General features: G+C 62.5%; 18 protein-coding genes. 17 read left to right on the top strand and 1 reads right to left on the bottom strand.

Going from position 1 to position 18,117, the window contains the following annotated elements; genetic code table 11:
* Positions 1-105 precede the first annotated feature (105 nt).
* The 13 genes from ltnD to OU993_RS16360 all read left to right on the top strand — a co-directional run bounded on the left by ltnD (position 106) and on the right by OU993_RS16360 (position 12,414).
* Positions 106-1,008 (top strand): L-threonate dehydrogenase, encoded by a 903-nt coding sequence (gene ltnD / locus OU993_RS16420; protein ID WP_442792973.1) that lies wholly within the window; start codon positions 106-108, stop codon positions 1,006-1,008.
* A gap of 3 nt (positions 1,009-1,011) precedes the next feature.
* Positions 1,012-2,286 carry a 3-oxo-tetronate kinase gene (gene otnK, locus OU993_RS16415; protein WP_268159192.1) on the top strand — a complete coding sequence of 425 codons (1,275 nt, stop codon included), beginning with the start codon at positions 1,012-1,014 and terminating at the stop codon, positions 2,284-2,286.
* Positions 2,283-2,933, top strand: a complete 651-nt coding sequence (gene otnC, locus OU993_RS16410) for a 3-oxo-tetronate 4-phosphate decarboxylase (protein ID WP_268159190.1) — start codon at positions 2,283-2,285, stop codon at positions 2,931-2,933. Before otnK ends, otnC begins: the two co-directional genes overlap by 4 nt.
* 1 nt (position 2,934) lies before the next feature.
* Positions 2,935-3,699, top strand: a complete 765-nt coding sequence (locus OU993_RS16405; RefSeq protein WP_268159187.1) for a hydroxypyruvate isomerase family protein — start codon at positions 2,935-2,937, stop codon at positions 3,697-3,699.
* A 143-nt stretch (positions 3,700-3,842) separates the two neighbouring features.
* The gene (locus tag OU993_RS16400) at positions 3,843-4,613 is read left to right on the top strand and encodes a FadR/GntR family transcriptional regulator (protein ID WP_268159186.1); all 771 of its coding nucleotides are present in this window, start codon (positions 3,843-3,845) and stop codon (positions 4,611-4,613) included.
* Between the two features lie 49 nt (positions 4,614-4,662).
* Positions 4,663-5,649, top strand: coding sequence for a D-erythronate dehydrogenase (gene denD, locus OU993_RS16395; RefSeq protein ID WP_268159185.1), 987 nt, complete (start codon positions 4,663-4,665; stop codon positions 5,647-5,649).
* Complete coding sequence (locus OU993_RS16390; RefSeq protein ID WP_268159183.1) at positions 5,646-6,419, top strand: SDR family oxidoreductase; 774 nt, start codon at positions 5,646-5,648, stop codon at positions 6,417-6,419. Before denD ends, OU993_RS16390 begins: the two co-directional genes overlap by 4 nt.
* Positions 6,420-6,524: 105 nt before the next feature.
* Positions 6,525-7,592 (top strand): ABC transporter ATP-binding protein, encoded by a 1,068-nt coding sequence (locus OU993_RS16385; RefSeq protein ID WP_268159181.1) that lies wholly within the window; start codon positions 6,525-6,527, stop codon positions 7,590-7,592.
* 133 nt (positions 7,593-7,725) lie between these two features.
* Positions 7,726-9,036, top strand: coding sequence for an ABC transporter substrate-binding protein (locus tag OU993_RS16380; protein ID WP_268159179.1), 1,311 nt, complete (start codon positions 7,726-7,728; stop codon positions 9,034-9,036).
* Between the two features lie 84 nt (positions 9,037-9,120).
* Positions 9,121-10,059: a carbohydrate ABC transporter permease gene (locus OU993_RS16375; RefSeq protein WP_442792989.1), complete on the top strand. Its 939-nt coding sequence runs from the start codon at positions 9,121-9,123 to the stop codon at positions 10,057-10,059.
* Between the two features lie 13 nt (positions 10,060-10,072).
* Positions 10,073-10,972, top strand: a complete 900-nt coding sequence (locus OU993_RS16370; RefSeq protein ID WP_268159177.1) for a carbohydrate ABC transporter permease — start codon at positions 10,073-10,075, stop codon at positions 10,970-10,972.
* Between the two features lie 4 nt (positions 10,973-10,976).
* Positions 10,977-11,723, top strand: a complete 747-nt coding sequence (locus OU993_RS16365; protein ID WP_268159175.1) for an SDR family NAD(P)-dependent oxidoreductase — start codon at positions 10,977-10,979, stop codon at positions 11,721-11,723.
* Positions 11,724-11,790: 67 nt separating this feature from the next.
* The gene (locus OU993_RS16360; protein ID WP_268159174.1) at positions 11,791-12,414 is read left to right on the top strand and encodes a biliverdin-producing heme oxygenase; all 624 of its coding nucleotides are present in this window, start codon (positions 11,791-11,793) and stop codon (positions 12,412-12,414) included.
* Here OU993_RS16360 and OU993_RS16355 read toward each other — a convergent pair.
* Positions 12,354-13,616, bottom strand: a complete 1,263-nt coding sequence (locus OU993_RS16355) for an adenylate/guanylate cyclase domain-containing protein (protein ID WP_268159168.1) — start codon at positions 13,614-13,616, stop codon at positions 12,354-12,356. The genes OU993_RS16360 and OU993_RS16355 overlap by 61 nt on opposite strands.
* A gap of 265 nt (positions 13,617-13,881) precedes the next feature.
* Here OU993_RS16355 and OU993_RS16350 point away from each other — a divergent pair, with 265 nt between their 5' ends.
* From OU993_RS16350 to OU993_RS16335, 4 genes are all read left to right on the top strand, one after another.
* Positions 13,882-14,625, top strand: a complete 744-nt coding sequence (locus OU993_RS16350) for a FadR/GntR family transcriptional regulator (RefSeq protein ID WP_268159166.1) — start codon at positions 13,882-13,884, stop codon at positions 14,623-14,625.
* A gap of 93 nt (positions 14,626-14,718) precedes the next feature.
* Positions 14,719-16,230 (top strand): ABC transporter substrate-binding protein, encoded by a 1,512-nt coding sequence (locus tag OU993_RS16345; protein ID WP_268159164.1) that lies wholly within the window; start codon positions 14,719-14,721, stop codon positions 16,228-16,230.
* Between the two features lie 68 nt (positions 16,231-16,298).
* A complete protein-coding gene (locus OU993_RS16340) occupies positions 16,299-17,246 on the top strand; it encodes an ABC transporter permease (protein ID WP_268159162.1) in 948 nt (315 codons plus the stop codon).
* Positions 17,243-18,112, top strand: coding sequence for an ABC transporter permease (locus OU993_RS16335; RefSeq protein ID WP_268159160.1), 870 nt, complete (start codon positions 17,243-17,245; stop codon positions 18,110-18,112). Before OU993_RS16340 ends, OU993_RS16335 begins: the two co-directional genes overlap by 4 nt.
* Positions 18,113-18,117: the final 5 nt, after the last annotated feature.

The following is an 18,117-nucleotide window of genomic DNA, read 5'->3' as shown; positions in this document are numbered from 1 at the left end:
TATCCTTCCGAGGACCAGTTGACAAACGCGGCTTCACCCTTCTACGTTACCGATACCGGTATCGATACCGGATTTTCAGCGCGGCGACCAGAGGGAGGAATGGGAGTGGCGTTACAACAATCGGCAACGGTCATCGGGCTCGGTTCGATGGGGTGGGGCGCGGCGGTCTCGCTGCTGCGCGCCGGCTTCCGTGTCAGCGGCATCGATATCCGCCCGGACGTCCTGACGCGCTTCGAAGGGGAGGGCGGCCAAGCCTTTGCCCGCGCCAAGGATGCACCCGAAAGCGATGTCGTTTTCGTCTTCGTCGTCAATTCCGATCAGGCCAAGCAGGTGCTGTTCGGCGAGGACGGAGCCGTGGCAACCGCAAGGCCCGGTACGGTCTTCCTGCTCTGCGTGACCATGGCCCCAAGCGTGACCGTCGAGATTGCCGACCGGCTCAAGGCCGCCGGCATGCAGGTCATTGACGCGCCGGTTTCCGGCGGCCACCTGAAGGCGCTCTCCGGTGAGATCACCGTGATGGGGTCGGGTCCGAGCGCTGCCTTCGAAGCCGCCGCTGCAGCACTCGATGCCGTTTCCGCCAAGGTGTTTCGCCTCGGCGAGGAGATCGGTCTCGGCTCCAAGGTCAAGATGATCAACCAGCTGCTTGCCGGCGTGCATATCGCCGCGGCCGCGGAGGCGCTGACGCTGGCGGCGAAAGCCGGGCTCGACCTGCAGACGGTGTTCGATGTGATCCGCGTCTCCGCCGGGTCCTCCTGGATGTTCGAGAACCGTGGCCCGCACATCGTTGAGGGCGATTACACACCGCGCTCTGCCGTCAACATCTTCGTCAAGGATCTCGGCATCGTCACCGACGAGGCGAAAAGGGAAGGCGGAGAAACGCCCTTGAGCGCGGCGGCACTGGCCCTGTTCAAGGAGGCGTCTGCCGCAGGCCTTGGCCTCGAAGACGATGCGGCGGTGGCAAAAATCCTGGCACAGAAAAGCGGCCTCGTGCTGCCCGGCATGGAGTAGGCAATGGGGATCGTGTTCGGCGCCATTGCCGACGATTTTACCGGCGCGACCGATCTTGCCGGGCTTCTGGCCCGCAGCGGTTATCCGGTATCGCTGCGCATTGGCCTGCCGCGCGAGGGCGAGGATTCCGGCGAAATTTCTCCCTTCGAGATCATCGCGCTCAAGTGCCGCACGAATCCCGTCGACGCCGCCGTCTCGGAAACCCGGCAGGCGCTCGCCTGGCTGCGCGGGCAGGGGGGCGAGCGCATCTACTGGAAATACTGCTCCACCTTCGACAGCACGCCAAATGGCAATATCGGCCCGGTGGCGGAAGCGCTGATGGCGGATCTCGGAACGGACCAGACCATCTATTGCCCCGCCTTTCCGGAAAATGGCCGCAGTATCTTTATGGGCCATCTTTTCGTCGGTGAACAGCCGCTCGACGAAAGCCCGATGAAGGACCATCCGCTCACCCCGATGCGCGATTCAAGCCTCGTACGGCTGCTTTCGCCACAGGTGCGCGGCAAGGTTGGTCTTGCCAACCGGCTGGTCGTTGCGCGCGGCGTCGAGGCGCTGACGGCGCGGCTTGCCGACCTCAGGCACCAGGGCGTGGCGCATGTGGTGGTTGATGCCGTGGCGGACGAAGATCTTGCCGTCATCGCCGAGGCAACACTTCACCTGCCGCTGATCACCGGCGGCAGTGCGCTTGCCATGCCGTTGCCACGCTTTCTGGCTGCTGCCGGTCTGTTGGCTGCCGCAAGCGGAGGATTTTCACTTCCCCGCGTGACGGGCGGACAGATCGTGCTCTCCGGCAGCTGCTCGGCCATGACACGCAAGCAGGTGGCGTCTTATAGCCAGGCAGCCGCGTGCTTCCGCCTCGACCCGCTGCGGCTCGCGTCGGAGGGGATTGCGGAAGCCAGCGCCTGGCTGAAGGCGCAGGCGCCGGATGCGCCAAAACTGATCTATGCCACCGCCGAACCGGAGGATGTGCGCCGCGCGCAGGAGGTGCTCGGTATCCAGCAGGCTGGCGAGGTGGTGGAACAGGCGCTGGCGGCTTTAGCGCGCCAGGCCTTCGATCTCGGCACCCGCCGGTTTGTCGTCGCCGGCGGCGAAACTTCCGGTGCAGTCACCAGCGCATTTGGCGTCAACCGGTTGTCGGTCGGGCGCGAGATTGCGCCAGGCGTGCCGTGGACCTTTGCGTCGATCGAGGGTCAGCCGGTGGCACTGGCGCTAAAGTCCGGCAATTTTGGCGGTGAAACCTTCTTCGGCGATGCCTTCCGGCAGTTGGAGGGCGCATGAGCGAAGAGGCAAGACTGCGCGAGGACATTTGCCGCATGGCGAAGTCGATCTTCGACCGAGGTCTCACAGGCGGTTCGTCCGGCAATATTTCGGCGCTTCTGTCCGATGGCCGGCTGCTGGTGACGCCCACCGGCACCTCCTTCGGCACGCTCGATCCGGCGCGTCTGTCGCTTTTCGATCGTGACGGTCGGCTGATTGGCGGCGACAAACCGACCAAGGAGATGCCGCTGCATCTCGCTTTCTACGAAACCCGGCCGGTCAAGACCGGCGCCGTCGTGCACCTGCATTCCTGCCATTCGGTGGCGCTCTCCATGCTGCCGGAGGTGGATCCGGACAACATGCTGCCGCCGCTCACCGCCTATTCGATCATGAAGCTCGGCAAGGTGAAGCTTCTGCCCTATTTCATGCCCGGCGACCCGGCGACGGGGGACGCCATCCGCGGTCTCGCCGGCAAACGCTCGGCGGTCATGCTCGCCAATCATGGGCCGGTCGTGGCAGGCAAGGACCTCGAAGCGGCGGTTTATGCGGTGGAGGAGCTGGAGGAGACGGCAAAACTTGCGCTTCTCACCCATGGCCGCAGGCCGAAACTGCTGACCGAAAACCAGATCGGCGAGATCGTGCGCAGCTTTGATGTGGAGTGGGACTGAGATGACGCTGTTTTCCGCCAATCTCGGCTTTCTGTGGCAGGACCTGTCCCTGCCGGATGCTGTGCGCGCCGCCAAGGCCGCGGGTTTCGATGCGGTCGAATGCCATTGGCCCTATGCCGTGCCGGTCGATGATCTGTGCCTCGCCCTGCAGGAAACGGGTCTCGTCATGCTGGGACTCAACACCTCCCGCGGCAATCCGTCCGCCGGCGACAATGGTCTTGCGGCGATTCCGGAGCGGGTGGACGAGGCGCGCACGGCGATCCGCCAGGCGGTCGATTACGCGGTGGCGATCGGCACGCCGAACATCCATGTGATGGCCGGGAAGACGGAAGGGGAGACGGCGCATCAAACCTTTATCGAGAACCTCGATTTTGCCTGCGGGCTGGCGACCGAGCATGGAAAAACCATCCTTATCGAACCGCTCAATACGCGCGATGCGCCCGGTTATTTCCTCAACACGTCTGCGCAGGCCCTGAGCATCATCGAAGCGGTTGGCCGCAACAATCTCAAGCTGATGTTCGACTGTTACCATCTGCAGATCATGGAGGGCGATCTGACCCGCCGGCTGGAGCGGCTACTGTCCGTCATCGGCCATATCCAGATCGCCGCCGTGCCGGATCGGGGCGAGCCGGACCAGGGCGAAGTCGATTACCGTTACGTGCTGAAGGCGCTGGAAGGCCTCGGTTATGTAAAGCCGATCGGTGCCGAATACCGTCCGCGCAGCACTACGAATGCCGGCCTCGGCTGGATGGAGGTGCTGCGATGAGAGCGTCTGCCGCAATGCAGCGACGAATTGCCATTGACGCTGGGTGGAAGGCTGGTTACCAACATATCCGCTGGTCCGTCCAGCAGACCAGTTGCGAGAGGGCAATGGCTGTCGGGCGACGGACACACGGAGGATGGCGGGGCATGAAGACCGACGGCATTCTGACTGAGGTCCCGAAGCTTGGCGGATCGATCACCCGCCAGACAGCGCGTGATGCCGTGGCCGATAAGCTGACGACGCTGATTGCGACGGGCATGCTGCGGCCGGGCGACGAACTGCCCGGCGAGCGCGAACTGGCAAACGTGCTGCATGTCAGCCGCGAGACGGTCCGCGGCGCGATCCAGATCCTCGCCGCCAAGGGGTTCATCGAAGTCTCGCAAGGGAGCCGCAGCCGCGTGGCGGCGGTCGATCTCAGCCATCTGCCGATTACGATTGCCGCTCCGAGTGCCATTGACCGCTATGATCTCGAGGCCGTGCATGGCGCGCGCCTGCTCGTTGAACTGCATGTGGTTGATCAGGCCGTCGATAACGTGACGGATGAACTGCTCGCCAAGCTCGATGCACTGCTGGAGGCACAGCGGCAGGTCGGCGAAGATACGATGCGTTTCCTGATCTGCGACCGCGAATTTCATCTTGCGATCTACCGCGCCTGCGGCAACCCGCTTCTGACGGATTTTGTCGTCGATCTCTACGGCTACCTGATGGAGCAACGCCGCCACGCCATGGCGGTCCCGGGAGCCACGCAAAACAGTTATGACGACCACGTCGCGATCGTCGATGCGCTGCGTCGCCGCGATCGCCAGGCAGTGGTCGAAGCCTTCCGCGGGCATCTGACCCGCATTTACGAGACGACACGGGAGATGCGGGCAAGACCGTCGCTGGAGGAGCGGCGCACGGTGCAGAACGGACTTTGAAATACCCGCGCAGGCGGGAAAAGATGATCGGCAGGGAGGACAGCCGCAGATGCATGTATTGGTCATCGGTGCCGCCGGAATGGTGGGCCGCAAGCTGGTGGAAAAAATCGCGGCAGAGCCTGCGATCCTGGGGGGCGAGATTCACCGCCTGACGCTGGCGGATGCCTTCGAGCCTGCCGTGCCGCAAAGCCTGCAGGCGGTCTCCACCGCGCTGACCATCGATCTCGCAGCCCCCGGCACGGCGGACAAGCTGGTGGCCGGTCGGCCGGATGTCATCATTCATCTCGCCGCCATCGTCTCGGGCGAGGCGGAAGCCGATTTCGACAAAGGTTATGCCGTCAACCTCGACGGTACCCGCGCCCTCTTCGAGGCCATCCGCCAGGAAGGTCTGCGCGAACCCTATGTGCCGCGCGTCATCTTCGCCTCGTCGATTGCCGTCTTCGGCGCACCGTTCCACGAGGTGATCGGGGAGGAATTCTTCACCACCCCGCTCACCAGCTACGGCACGCAGAAGGCGATTGCCGAACTGCTGCTGGCGGATTATTCGCGCCGCGGCATTTTTGATGGCGTCGGCATTCGCCTGCCCACCATCTGCATTCGTCCCGGCACGCCGAACAAAGCGGCCTCCGGCTTCTTCTCCAACATCCTGCGTGAGCCGCTCTCCGGCAAGGAAGCGGTGCTGCCGGTCAGCGAAAACGTCCGCCACTGGTTTGCCAGCCCGCGCGCGGCTGTCGGTTTCTTCGTGCATGCGGCCACCATGGATACGAACCTCATCGGCCCGCGGCGCAACCTCACCATGCCCGGACTTTCGGCGCTGGTTGGCGAAGAAATCGAGGCCTTGCGGCGTGTCGCCGGTGAGAAGGCGGTCTCGCTGATCCGCCGCCAGTCCGATCCGGTGATCGAGAAGATCGTCGCCGGCTGGCCGACGAATTTCGATGCCCGCCGTGCCGAAGGCCTCGGCTTCAAGGCGGAAAAAACCTTTGACGAGATCATCCGCATCCACATCGAAGACGAACTCGGAGGGTCGCTGAGATGACCGGTTCGACCGACAAGGCAAAAAGCGTCGCCGTCGTTACAGGCGGCGGAACCGGCGTCGGAAAGGCGATTGCGCAGGCGCTGTCTGCCGCCGGCCATCAGGTGGTGATTTCCGGCCGCCGTGCGGATGTGCTGGAGAAAGCGGCACAGGAGATCGCCGCCGCAACCGGCGGGCGGGTCGAGGCGGTGGCCGCCGATGTCGGCGATCCGGCCTCGGTCAGGGCGCTGTTCGATGCCGTGGTCGAAAAATTCGGCCGCCTGGATCTGCTCGTCAACAATGCCGGCATCAGTGCGCCGGGCGTGCCGATGGAAGAGCTGACCTTCGAACAGTGGAATGCGGTGGTCGGCGCCAATCTCACCGGCGCCTTCCTCTGCACCCAGCAGGCCTTGCGCATCATGAAGGCGCAGACCCCGCGCGGCGGGCGCATCATCAACAACGGCTCGATCTCGGCCACCACGCCGCGGCCGAATTCGGCCCCCTATACCGCGACGAAACATGCGATCACGGGTCTGACCAAATCCACCGCGCTCGATGGCCGTCCCTTCGACATCGCCTGCGGCCAGATCGATATCGGTAATGCCGGCACCGAGATGACGCAGAGGATCGCGACCGGGGTGATCCAGGCGAACGGCTCGATTGCCGCCGAGCCGACGATCGATCCGGTGCATATCGCCAATGCCGTCGTCTACATGGCCAGCCTGCCACTCGATGCGAATGTGCTGACCATGACGGTGATGGCGACCAAGATGCCCTTTGTCGGCCGCGGTTAGCGGCCGGTTTTCCGCCCGGTCCCGGCATTGCGGTGTTGAGGAGCCCGCAAGGCCAGGGAAGGGCGGGCCAACAGATTTACTGCATTGCACTCTGGGAGGAGACGCATGGCCACTGTACAATTTGCCGAGGTGAAAAAGTCCTTCGGCGCCTTTCCCGTCATCAAGGGCGTGAATATCGATATCCAGGATGGCGAGTTCGTCATTCTCGTCGGCCCGTCCGGCTGCGGAAAATCGACCCTTCTGCGCATGCTGGCGGGACTGGAAAACATCTCCGGCGGCGAAATCCGCATCGGCGGCAAGACGGTCAACCACCTGCCGCCGAAGGAACGCGACATCGCCATGGTGTTCCAGAACTATGCGCTTTATCCGCATATGACGGTTGCCAAAAACATGGCCTTTTCGTTGATGTTGGCCTCCGCCTCGCAGGCGGAGATCGACAAGCGGGTGAACTATGCGGCCGGCATCCTGGGGCTGACCAATCTTCTCGATCGTTATCCGCGGCAACTCTCCGGCGGCCAGCGCCAGCGTGTCGCCATGGGGCGTGCCATCGTGCGCGATCCGCAGGTCTTCCTGTTCGACGAACCGCTGTCGAACCTCGATGCGAAGCTGCGCGTTGCCATGCGTGCCGAGATCAAGGAACTGCATCACCGCCTGAAGACCACCACCGTCTACGTGACACACGACCAGATCGAGGCCATGACCATGGCCGACAAGATCGTCGTCATGCATGATGGCCGCGTCGAACAGGTGGGTACGCCGCTCGAACTCTACGACAATCCGAACAATCTCTTCGTTGCGGGCTTCATCGGCTCGCCGGCCATGAACATGATCAAGGGCCGCATCGATCCGGACAATCACCGGGTCTTCATAGCCGAAGACGGTAACCGCCTGCCGCTTGCCAGGGGTTTTCCGGGCGCGGTCGGCAAAGACCTGATCTATGGGCTCAGGCCCGAATACATCCGGCTGGATGGCACCGGCTATCAGGCGGAGGTCGTCGTCATAGAGCCGACCGGTTACGAGACGCAGATCGTTGTCAATTTCGGCGGCGCGGAAGTCACTTGCGTTTTCCGCGAGCGCGTCGATGTCCGCCCGGGTGAGGCGATCACCATCGCCATCGACCCGGTGAACGTCCACCTCTTCGATCAGAAGAGCGGGGAGCGGATCTCCGGGTGACGAAAAACGCAAGTGCGCCGGCGGAAGAGGAGCCGCCGGTGCACCAGCTTCAAGTGCAGTGCGTGAACCGGCATTCGCCGCTCGGGACAGCGGATGCTTCGAAGGAGGGTCCCGATTTTGGAGGAGGAAAATCATGACCATCAAGAGAAGAACATTCCTGGCCGGCACCGCCGGTCTTGTCGGCGCAAGCGGCCTCACCGGCCTTGGTCTGTCGCCGGTCCATGCGGCAGAGCCGACCTACAAGCCGGAGGCCGGCGCCAGCCTTCGCTTGCTGCGCTGGTCGCCTTTCGTGAAGGGTGACGAAGAAGCCTGGCTTGCCAACACGAAGAAGTTCACCGAAGCGACGGGCGTCGAAGTGCGTGTCGACAAGGAAAGCTGGGAGGATATCCGTCCGAAGGCTGCCGTGGCCGCAAACGTCGGCTCCGGTCCGGATCTTGTCATGTGCTGGTTCGACGATGCGCACCAGTATCCGGACAAGCTGGTCGATCTCACTGAACTCGGCACCTATCTCGACGGAAAATATGGCGGCTTTTATGACGGCGTGAAGGGTTATGCGACCCGCGAAGGCAAGTTCATTGCCATGCCGCTGACGGCGATTGGCAATGCCGTCGTCTACCGTGACAGCCACATGAAGGCCGCCGGTTTCAGCGAATTCCCGAAGGATACGGCGGGTTTCCTGGAACTTGCCAAGGCGATGAAGGCCAAGGGCACGCCGGCCGGCTTCCCGCATGGCAAGGCCGTGGGCGATGGCAACAACTACGCCCACTGGCTGCTCTGGAGCCATGGCGGCAAGATGGTGGATGAAAGCGGCAAGGTGACGATCAATTCGCCGGAAACGCTGGCCGCCATCAAATACGCCAAGGAACTCTACGCCACCTTCATTCCGGGCACCGAAAGCTGGCTCGACATCAACAACAACCGCGCGTTCCTCGCCGGCCAGGTGTCGCTGACGGCCAACGGCGTCTCGATCTACTATGCGGCGAAGAATGATCCGAAGCTGGCGGAAATCGCGGCCGACATGCGCAGCACCAACTTCCCCGTCGGCCCGGTGGGCAAGAGCATCGAACTGCACCAGACCAGTTCTCTGCTGCTCTTCAAGCATACGAAATATCCGGAAGCCGCCAAGGCCTACATCAAGTTCATGATGGAAGCCGACCAGATGAATGCCTGGATCAAGGGGTCGAGCGCCTATTGCTGCCAGCCGCTGAAGGCGTTTGCCAGCAACCCGATCTGGACGGAAAACCCGATCCACGCGCCCTATGCAAAAGCCTCCGAGACTCTGCGTCCGAACGGGTATGCCGGCCCGCTGGGTTATGCCTCTGCCGCCGTGATGGCCGATTACGTGCTCGTCGACATGTTCGCCGCCGCCGTGACCGGTGCTGCCACGCCGGAAGATGCGATGGCCCAGGCGGAAAAGCGCGCCAACCGCTACTACCGCGTCTGACATCGCCGCAATCAGGGTTGCGCGGGCAAATGCTCGCGCAACCCCTTCAGGCCCTTCATTCTTGGAGTTCGGATGTCCATGACGATGACACCCATGACGGATTCTGCCCTGCCGGAGCGGTCGCTCTGGTCCCGGCTGACCAACAACCGCGACGTGCTCGGCTTTCTGTTCATGCTGCCGGCAGCCGTCTTCCTTTTGTGTTTCCTCACCTATCCGCTCGGGCTTGGCGTCTGGCTCGGCTTTACCGATACGACGATCGGCCGCGATGGTGTGTTTGTCGGGCTGGAGAACTACGGTTTCCTGTGGAGCGATCAGGTCTTCTGGCTCTCGGTGTTCAACACCATCCTCTACACGACGGTCGCCTCGGTGGCGAAGTTCGCACTCGGCCTCTGGCTGGCGCTGCTGCTCAACCAGCATCTGCCGTTCAAGTCCTTCTTCCGCGCCATCGTGCTTCTCCCCTGGGTCGTTCCGACCGTGCTATCGGCGCTCGCCTTCTGGTGGATCTACGATTCGCAGTTTTCGATCGTCTCCTGGTCACTGATCCAGATGGGCCTGATCGATACGCCGATCAATTTCCTCGGCGACCCGAACACGGCGCGCGCCTCCGTCATCGCCGCCAATGTCTGGCGCGGTATTCCCTTCGTGGCAATCTCGCTGCTCGCCGGCCTGCAGACCATTCCGGCCTCGCTGCAGGAAGCCGCCTCGCTCGACGGCGCCACCAGCTGGCAGCGGTTCCGCTACGTGACGCTGCCGATGCTCACCCCGATCATCGCCGTCGTCATGACCTTTTCGGTGCTGTTCACCTTCACCGATTTCCAGCTGATCTACGTCCTGACCAAGGGCGGGCCGGTCAATGCCACACATCTGATGGCGACCCTTTCCTTCCAGCGCGCCATTCCCGGCGGCCAGTTGGGCGAAGGTGCCGCGATTGCCGTTGCCATGATCCCCTTCCTGCTCGCCGCAATCATGTTCTCCTTCTTCGGGCTGCAGCGCCGCAAGTGGCAGCAGGGCGGAGGGGATTGAGATGGAGACGACCATGACCTCGAAGATCAAAACCGATCCTTCCGTCCTGACCGATGACAGCCAGGGCATGTCCTATCTCAACAGCCTGCCGCGCCAGGTGGTGACGATCTACCTGCCGATGGCGGTCTTCGTCTTCGTGCTTTTGTTTCCCTTCTACTGGATGGCGATCACCGCGGTGAAGCCGAATTCCCAGCTGACGGATTACGACAACTACAGCCCGTTCTGGGTGGTGGGCGCCACGCTCGACCACATCAAGTACCTGCTGTTCGAAACCTCTTATGCGGGCTGGCTGTGGAACACGATGCTGGTGGCGGTCGCCTCGACCTTCCTGTCGCTGTTTGCCTCCGTGCTCGGCGCCTATGCCATCGAGCGTATCCGCTTCACCGGGTCTCGCTCGGTCGGCCTTCTGATCTTCCTCGCCTATCTGGTGCCGCCGTCGATCCTCTTCATTCCGCTCGCCTTCATCGTCTTCAAGATCGGCATCTATGACAGCCGCATGGCGTTGATCTTCACCTATCCGACCTTCCTCATTCCCTTCTGCACCTGGCTGCTGATGGGCTATTTCCGCTCGATCCCCTTCGAGCTTGAGGAAAGCGCGCTGGTGGATGGCGCAAGCCGGCTGCAGATTCTGACGAAGATCATCCTGCCGCTCGCGGTTCCGGGCCTGATTTCCGCCGGCATCTTTGCCTTCACGCTGTCCTGGAACGAGTTCATCTATGCGCTCACCTTCATCCAGTCGTCGGAGAACAAGACCGTTCCCGTCGGCGTGCTGACCGAACTGGTGCGCGGCGACATTTTCGAATGGGGATCGCTGATGGCCGGCGCTCTCTTCGGCTCGCTGCCGGTGGTCATCCTCTACTCGTTCTTTGTGGATTATTACGTCTCGTCGATGACGGGTGCGGTGAAGGAATAGCAATATGAATCACTATGATCTGTCGGGTCAGCACGCCGTCGTCACCGGCGGCGCGCAAGGCCTCGGTTTTGCCATGGCAAAACGGTTCGTCGAATCCGGCGCCACCGTCACCCTGTGGGACATGAATGCAGCCCTGCTGGAGGAGGCGCGTTCGGCGCTCGGCGAGGCCGCCCGCGTTGCGGCGGTCGACATCACCGATTATGCCGCCGTGGAAGCCGCTTATGCGGCAACGGTCGCCGAGAGCGGGCCGGTGTCGATCCTTGTCAACTCTGCGGGCATTGCGGGGCCGGCCGCACCGCTCGACACCTATGACATCGCCATGTTCCGCCAGATCATCGACATCAACCTGATCGGTACCTTCCATGTGAACCGCGTGGTGGTGCCCGGCATGAAGGCTGAGAATTACGGCCGAATCGTCAACATCGCCTCGATCGCCGGCAAGGAAGGCAATCCGAACGCCTCCGCCTATTCGGCCTCCAAGGCGGGCGTCATCGGGCTCACCAAGTCGCTCGGCAAGGAACTGGCCGGTTTCGACATCGCCGTCAACTGCATCACGCCGGCGACCGCCCAGACCCGCATCCTCGAACAGCTGTCGCAGGAATTCATCGACTATATGCGCGGGAAAATTCCGCGCGGCCGCTTTCTGAAGGTGGAGGAGGCCGCCTCCATGGTCGCCTGGCTCGTTTCGGCAGAAAACAGTTTTACCACCGACGCCGTCTTCGATCTCTCCGGAGGACGGGCGACCTACTGATCTGGACGCCGCCGGGCGGCCGCTCTATCTGTGGTCGCCCGAAGGTCCAGTCATTGAAGAAGAAGCCATGCCGATGCCCGCCGCCGTTCACCCCGCAACCGATCGCGCGGCGCGCCTGAAGGCAGAGACCCGGCAGGTGCATGAACAGCTGGACCAGGCGATCATGGCGCTCGATCCCTTCCGCAGCCGCGATCATTATGCCCGGTTTCTGCGGATCCAGTGGGCCTTCCACGTCAGGATCGCACCGCTTTATGCCGATGAGGGCCTCGCCCGCTTGTTCCCGGATCTTGCCGCGCGTTGCCGTCTCTCGTTAATCGAGGCCGATCTGACCGACTTGGGCTTTGCAAAGCCAGAGGCGCCCGGCACCATTTCGGTCGAGCCTGCAGAAGCGCTCGGCTGGCTCTACGTGGCGGAAGGCTCCAATCTCGGCGCGGCCTTTCTGTTCAAGGCGGCGCAGAAATCGCTCGATCTTGGCGAAAGCTTCGGCGCCCGCCATCTGGCGGGCCATCCGGAAGGTAGGGCTTTGCATTGGCGTCAGTTTACTGCGGCCCTCGATGCCGCAGATCTTGCACCGACGGACGAAGAGGTGGTCGTTGACGGTGCGAAAAAGGCCTTCGCCTTCGTCCGGGTTCAGGTGGAGATGGAAGCCTCGGCCGCCGGGCTCCCGGCCACCTCTGCTCGCGGTATCTGAGTGAGCCCGATCGGTGTGAAGACATCGATCGATTGAGACAGGCCTCTCAGCGGAAAACTGCCCGCCCGTGCCACCCGGTCTTCAAAACCGCCGGAGCGCACAAAGGCTTCCGACAGCAATACCGGTTGATGCACGGTCTTTGTCAGGGCTTCCAGCCGCGAGGCGATGTTGACCGTCGGGCCGATGACGGTGAAGTCCAGCCGCTTCGTCGAGCCGATATTGCCGTACATGACGTCGCCGCAATGCACGCCGACGCCATACCCGAGCTCGGGTTGGCTGCCCGCGCGCCGCTGCGCGTTGAGCTTCGTCATCGCCCGTTCGACTTCGACGATCGCGTCGAAGGCTTCGGCCGGCGCCTTTTCGTTTTCCATCGGAAACACCGCCAAGAGCCCGTCGCCCATGAATTTCAGGATCTCACCGCCATGGCTCTCGATCGGATCGGCAAGTGCGTCAAAACACTGGTTCAGCATCTCGATCACATCGTCGCGCGGCCACAGATCCGAGATTGCGGTGAAATCGCGCACGTCGAAGATCATCACGACGGCAGAGAGCGTCACGCCGCTGCCGCGCCGCGTAGCTCCGGCGAGGATTTTTTCGCCCGCATGCGGGCCGACATAGGTCTGCAACAGGGTGCGCGCCAGTACGTTCTTGATGCGCACCTCGGTAATCAGGGACAGCAGCGGCACGAGCGATTTCAGCCCCAGCACCTCCTCGTCGGAAAAACCGTCCGGTGCATCGCTGGCAAAGGTCACGATATGGATCTTGCCGAGCGTGTGCCGCATCGGCCAGGCGATGTATTCGGAAAAACCCTCCGCGCGCAGATCGACCAGGATCGGGTAGGCTAGGGCATCCGTCGGCCCTTCAAGTTTCTCCCGCACCTCGGCCGCGCCGTTCATGATGTCATACATCGGGCTCGACCGGTACGACTGGGTGTCCTCGATGCCATGTTCGAACATTTCGATATCGGCTTCCGCCAGGCCGGATTGCCAGAGAAGCCGGGCACCCAGCCATTGCGGGTGGTTGATGCGGAAATGCAGCGAGCATCGGCCAAGCCGCACGCCATTCGCCCGCAGGCGTTCGCAGAGGTCGACCAGAATATTGTCGATATACCGCTGTTCGTGCGTCTCCTCGATCAGCCAGTGCCGGATTGCATCGAAGACCGACTGCAGAGTGTTCTCGGGCGGATATGTGCTGTCGTCCATGGTGCCTCTCCTTCGTCCCCCCCCCCCCCTTCGCGCCACCTCTCAGCTGCGCTAGCGCCTTAGATGTGTCTTCGCGCGTGTGGTTGCAATGCACCTGCGACCGGATCCTGCTCGGCTCAAGACGCCGCCCACATGGACGGCAATCGGGCGGGCGCGAAGACGGCATGTGCATAACTTTTGTGCAGCGCAAAAATTGCTCATCACTTCAGCTTGACAGTGTCGGTTTTTGCGGAAAAGATGAACCAATATTCACATTGGTTCGCTTATGGTTCCTGACGCCACCCACCCGGACAATGCCAATTACGCGCTCGAAAAGCTGCGCGAGATGCTGCGCAAGGGCGGCTTCGGCGCCGATGGCAAGCTGCCGACGGAGCGGGAGCTGGCCGAGCGTCTCGGTGTCGGTCGTCGTGCCGTTCGCCGGGCGCTGGAAGTTCTGGAGGCCGAGGGCGAAGTCTGGCGCCGGCAGGGTGCTGGAACCTTTCTGGGGCAGCGTCCCGGCGGCCTTGCGGCTGATGTTGGCGCGATTGTTGCCGGCACGGATTTTATGGAAATCATGGAGGTGCGCCTTCGCATCGAGCCGCAGCTCGCGCAGCTTGCCGCTCTGCGGGCCAAGCCGTCTGAATTGGTTCGCATGCGCGAGCTGGCCCGCAAGATTCGCGAGAGTGTCGATGCGGATGCACGCGAATTGTGGGATGGCGCGTTGCACCGCCAGATCGCCCAGAGTGCCCGCAACCAGCTGTTTCTTACCATTTTCGATGTCATCAACCATGTGCGGCAGGACGAGGCCTGGCAGGCGATCCGCGAACGCGCACGAAGCGGCAACGGCGTTTCCGTCGCTTACGCCCAGCATGAAGACATCATCGATGCCATTGCTGCGCGCGATCCCGCACGTGCCGCCGAAGCCATGCGCCGTCACCTGCTGATGTTGCAGGAACGGCTGATCCGCGAGACCTCGCATGATGGCCCGCAGATCACAGCGATGCCGGAGGAGGACGTCCAACCGGCCTGACGATGCGGACGGGCATTCGTGCCCGTCAGGGAAAGCCGGAGGTCACAAGCCGGCACCCGTCAACGAAAACCCAAAGATCAGAGGAGAATGATCATGAACCGTTTGCTGCGCCTCACCACGGCGCTTGCCTTTGGCGCGCTCGCCGCCATGCCCGCCCTGGCGGCCGATCTGAAGATCGGCCTGCAGGATGATGCCGATGTGCTTGATCCCGCCCAGTCGCGTACCTTCGTCGGCCGTATCGTCTATACGGCCATGTGCGATAAGCTGGTCGATGTCTCGCCCGAGCTGAAGATCGTGCCGCAGCTGGCAACCGCCTGGAAATGGTCCGATGATGGGCTAAAGCTGACGATGACGTTGAGGGACGGCGTCAAGTTCCACGATGAAACCACCATGGATGCGGCAGCCGTCGTCGCGACGATCGAACGCAACATGACGATGGCGGAATCGCGCCGCAAGAGCGAATTGTCATCGGTCGAAAAAGTTGAGGCCACCGGTCCGCTGGAAGTCACCTTCACGCTGAAGAAGCCGGACGTAACGCTTCTGGCGCAGCTCTCCGACCGCGCCGGCATGATCGTCTCGCCGAAGGCCGCCAAGGAACTCGGCGCGAATTTCGGCTCGAAGCCCGTCTGCGCCGGCCCGTTCAAGTTCGTCGAACGCGTCCAGCAGGATCGCATCGTGCTTGAGAAGTTCAATGACTACTGGAACAAGGACAATGTCTTCATCGACAAGGTGACGTACCTGCCGATCCCGGATTCGACGGTGCGTCTCGCCAACCTGCGCTCCGGCGATCTCGACATGATCGAGCGGCTCGCCGCCACCGATGCGGACGCGGTGAAGTCGGATTCCAAGCTGAAATATGAAGCGGTCGTCAACATTGGTTATATGGCGCTTTACGCCAATATCGCCAACGGTCCGCGGGCGGACAACCCCTTCGGCAAGGACAAGCGCCTGCGCCAGGCCTTCTCGCTCGCCATCGACCGCGATGCGCTGAACCAGATCGTCTATGAAGGCACGGCCGTCGGCGGCAACCAGCCCTTCCCGCCGAACAGCCCGTGGTTCAACAAGGCGATCCCCGTTCCGGCGCGTGATGTCGAAAAGGCAAAGGCGCTGGTGAAGGAAGCCGGTTTTGATCGCGTGCCGGTCGAGATGCAGATCCCCAACAACCCGGTCGCCCAGCAGATGATGCAGATCGTCCAGTCGATGGTGGCCGAAGCCGGTTTCGATGTCAGCCTGAAATCGACGGAATTTGCCACTCTGCTGGATGAACAGACGCGCGGCAACTACCAGCTCAGCCGCTCCGACTGGTCCGGCCGTGTCGACCCGGATGGGAACATCCATCAGTTCATTACCTGCAAGGGCGGCATCAACGACACAAAGTACTGCAACCCGAACGTCGACAAGCTGCTCAACGAAGCGCGCGCCTCGACGGATGATGCGGTCCGCAAGCAGAAGTATGACGCGGCAAGCGTGATCCTCAACGACGACATGCCGATCATCTATCTCGGCCATCAGTCCTGGATCTGGGCGCTCAACAAGTCGGTCACCGGCTTTGTACCATCGCCGGATGGCATGATCCGCCTGGTTGGAATGAAGAAGGGCGGCTGACGCCGTCCGGGCGCCGCAGAGTTCGGCCTGCGGCGCCTCCTCGCTCAGTCCCCGAAAAGGATGGCGCAATGCCTGTATTCATCGGAAAGCGTCTGCTGGTCGCGATCCCGACGCTTTTGATCATCTCGATCTTCGTCTTTTCGCTGCAGAAGCTCTTGCCCGGCGATCCCGTGCTGGCCATGGCCGGCGAGGAGCGCGACCCTGCGGTCCTCGAAATGCTGCGGGAAAAATACCGCCTCAACGATCCGATCCCGATCCAGTACGTGAACTGGCTGGGCGGCGTGCTCAAGGGCGATCTCGGCATTTCGCTGCGCACCAATCAGCCGGTGCTGGAACTGATCGGTGAAAAGCTCCCGGTCACCATCCAGCTTGCCATCATGTCGATGATCTTCGCCTTCGTGATCGGTGTGCCGATGGGCATCCTGGCCGCGGTCAAGAAGAACACGGTGCTGGATTATGTCGCGAGCATCGTGGCGCTCTCAGGGCTCTCAGTGCCCAATTTCTGGCTCGGGATCATGTTGATCTTGCTGGTGTCGGTCAATCTTGGCTGGCTGCCGGCCTCCGGTTACGAGTCGATCTTCGTCGATCCGGTGCGCTCGCTGCAGACCATGATCATGCCGTCCTTCGTGCTCGGCACCGCCCTTGCCGCCACCTTGATGCGCCATACCCGTTCGGCGATGCTGAGCGTGCTGTCGGCGGATTATATCCGCACGGCCCGTGCCAAGGGGCTTTCTCCCCGCGAAGTCATCCTCAGCCACAGTTTCCGCAACGCGCTGCTCCCGGTCGTGACGTTGAGTGCGCTTCTGTTCGGCGAGCTTCTGGCCGGTGCGGTTCTCACCGAGCAGATCTTTACCATTCCGGGCTTCGGCAAGCTGATCGTCGATGCCGTCTTCAACCGGGATTATGCGGTGGTACAGGGCGTCGTCATGTGCACGGCGGTCGGCTTCATCCTGATGAACCTGATTGCCGATATCCTCTATGTTCTCCTCAACCCGCGTCTGAGGGCCAGCCTATGACTGTCATCGAACAGACCGCAGGCGTTGAAAAGCGCGAAAAAAGCCGCGCCTGGGGCAAGCTGAAAAAGAGCCGCAGCGCGCTCGCCGGACTTGCCATCATCCTCTTTTTTACCCTGCTGGCGGTTGCCGCGCCGATCCTGCCGATCCCGGATCCGGTGGCGACCAGCTGGTCGGCGATCCGCAAGGCGCCGTCCGCCGCCCATTGGCTGGGAACCGATGATCTCGGCCGCGACATTCTCTCGCGGATGATCTGGGGGGCGCAGGCTTCCCTGATGGCCGGCATCTTCTCCGTGGCGATCGCCATCATTATCGGCGTTCCCTTCGGCATCCTCGCCGGTTATTTCGGTGGCTGGGTGGATCTCGTCATCTCGCGCATCACCGAGGCGCTTCTCGCCATGCCCTTCCTGATCATGGCGATCGCACTGGCTGCCTTTCTGGGGCCAAGCCTCACCAATGCGATGATCGCCATCGGACTGTCCGCCATGCCGATCTTCGTGCGGCTGACGCGCGGCCAGGTGCTTGCGGTCAAACAGGAGGACTATGTCGAAGGTGCCCGCTCGGTCGGGCTCGGCCATCTCGACATCATGGTCCGCTACATCCTGCCAAATGTCACGGCACCGATCATCGTCCAGGCGACGCTGACCGTGGCGACCGCCATCATCGCGGAAGCCAGCCTCTCCTTTCTCGGCCTCGGACAGCAACCGCCGGCCGCCAGCTGGGGTTCCATGCTCAACGTGGCGAAGAATTTCCTCTCCCAGGCACCCTGGATGGCCATGTGGCCGGGTGCAGCGATCTTCCTTGTGGTGATCGGATTCAACCTTCTCGGCGACGGCCTGCGCGATGCGCTCGATCCGCGCGAACACTAGACTGA

The sequence above is a fragment of the Rhizobium sp. SL86 genome (assembly GCF_026672545.1).
GTDB lineage: Bacteria > Pseudomonadota > Alphaproteobacteria > Rhizobiales > Rhizobiaceae > Neorhizobium.
Note: the sequence above shows the minus strand (reverse complement) of the source record. Positions and strands in the feature narration are given on the sequence as shown.

Bases quoted from the DNA above. Each gene is read 5' to 3' on its own strand.
- OU993_RS16355 (WP_268159168.1), bottom strand. From the start codon at position 13,616: ATGGACGACAGCACATATCCGCCCGAGAACACTCTGCAGTCGGTCTTC.
- OU993_RS16370 (WP_268159177.1), top strand. From the start codon at position 10,073: ATGACCTCGAAGATCAAAACCGATCCTTCCGTCCTGACCGATGACAGC.
- OU993_RS16350 (WP_268159166.1), top strand. From the start codon at position 13,882: ATGGTTCCTGACGCCACCCACCCGGACAATGCCAATTACGCGCTCGAA.
- OU993_RS16380 (WP_268159179.1), top strand. From the start codon at position 7,726: ATGACCATCAAGAGAAGAACATTCCTGGCCGGCACCGCCGGTCTTGTC.
- OU993_RS16335 (WP_268159160.1), top strand. From the start codon at position 17,243: ATGACTGTCATCGAACAGACCGCAGGCGTTGAAAAGCGCGAAAAAAGC.
- OU993_RS16360 (WP_268159174.1), top strand. From the start codon at position 11,791: ATGCCGATGCCCGCCGCCGTTCACCCCGCAACCGATCGCGCGGCGCGC.
- denD (WP_268159185.1), top strand. From the start codon at position 4,663: ATGCATGTATTGGTCATCGGTGCCGCCGGAATGGTGGGCCGCAAGCTG.
- OU993_RS16345 (WP_268159164.1), top strand. From the start codon at position 14,719: ATGAACCGTTTGCTGCGCCTCACCACGGCGCTTGCCTTTGGCGCGCTC.
- OU993_RS16365 (WP_268159175.1), top strand. From the start codon at position 10,977: ATGAATCACTATGATCTGTCGGGTCAGCACGCCGTCGTCACCGGCGGC.
- OU993_RS16340 (WP_268159162.1), top strand. From the start codon at position 16,299: ATGCCTGTATTCATCGGAAAGCGTCTGCTGGTCGCGATCCCGACGCTT.
- OU993_RS16385 (WP_268159181.1), top strand. From the start codon at position 6,525: ATGGCCACTGTACAATTTGCCGAGGTGAAAAAGTCCTTCGGCGCCTTT.
- OU993_RS16375 (WP_442792989.1), top strand. From the start codon at position 9,121: ATGACACCCATGACGGATTCTGCCCTGCCGGAGCGGTCGCTCTGGTCC.
- otnK (WP_268159192.1), top strand. From the start codon at position 1,012: ATGGGGATCGTGTTCGGCGCCATTGCCGACGATTTTACCGGCGCGACC.
- otnC (WP_268159190.1), top strand. From the start codon at position 2,283: ATGAGCGAAGAGGCAAGACTGCGCGAGGACATTTGCCGCATGGCGAAG.
- OU993_RS16405 (WP_268159187.1), top strand. From the start codon at position 2,935: ATGACGCTGTTTTCCGCCAATCTCGGCTTTCTGTGGCAGGACCTGTCC.
- OU993_RS16390 (WP_268159183.1), top strand. From the start codon at position 5,646: ATGACCGGTTCGACCGACAAGGCAAAAAGCGTCGCCGTCGTTACAGGC.
- OU993_RS16400 (WP_268159186.1), top strand. From the start codon at position 3,843: ATGAAGACCGACGGCATTCTGACTGAGGTCCCGAAGCTTGGCGGATCG.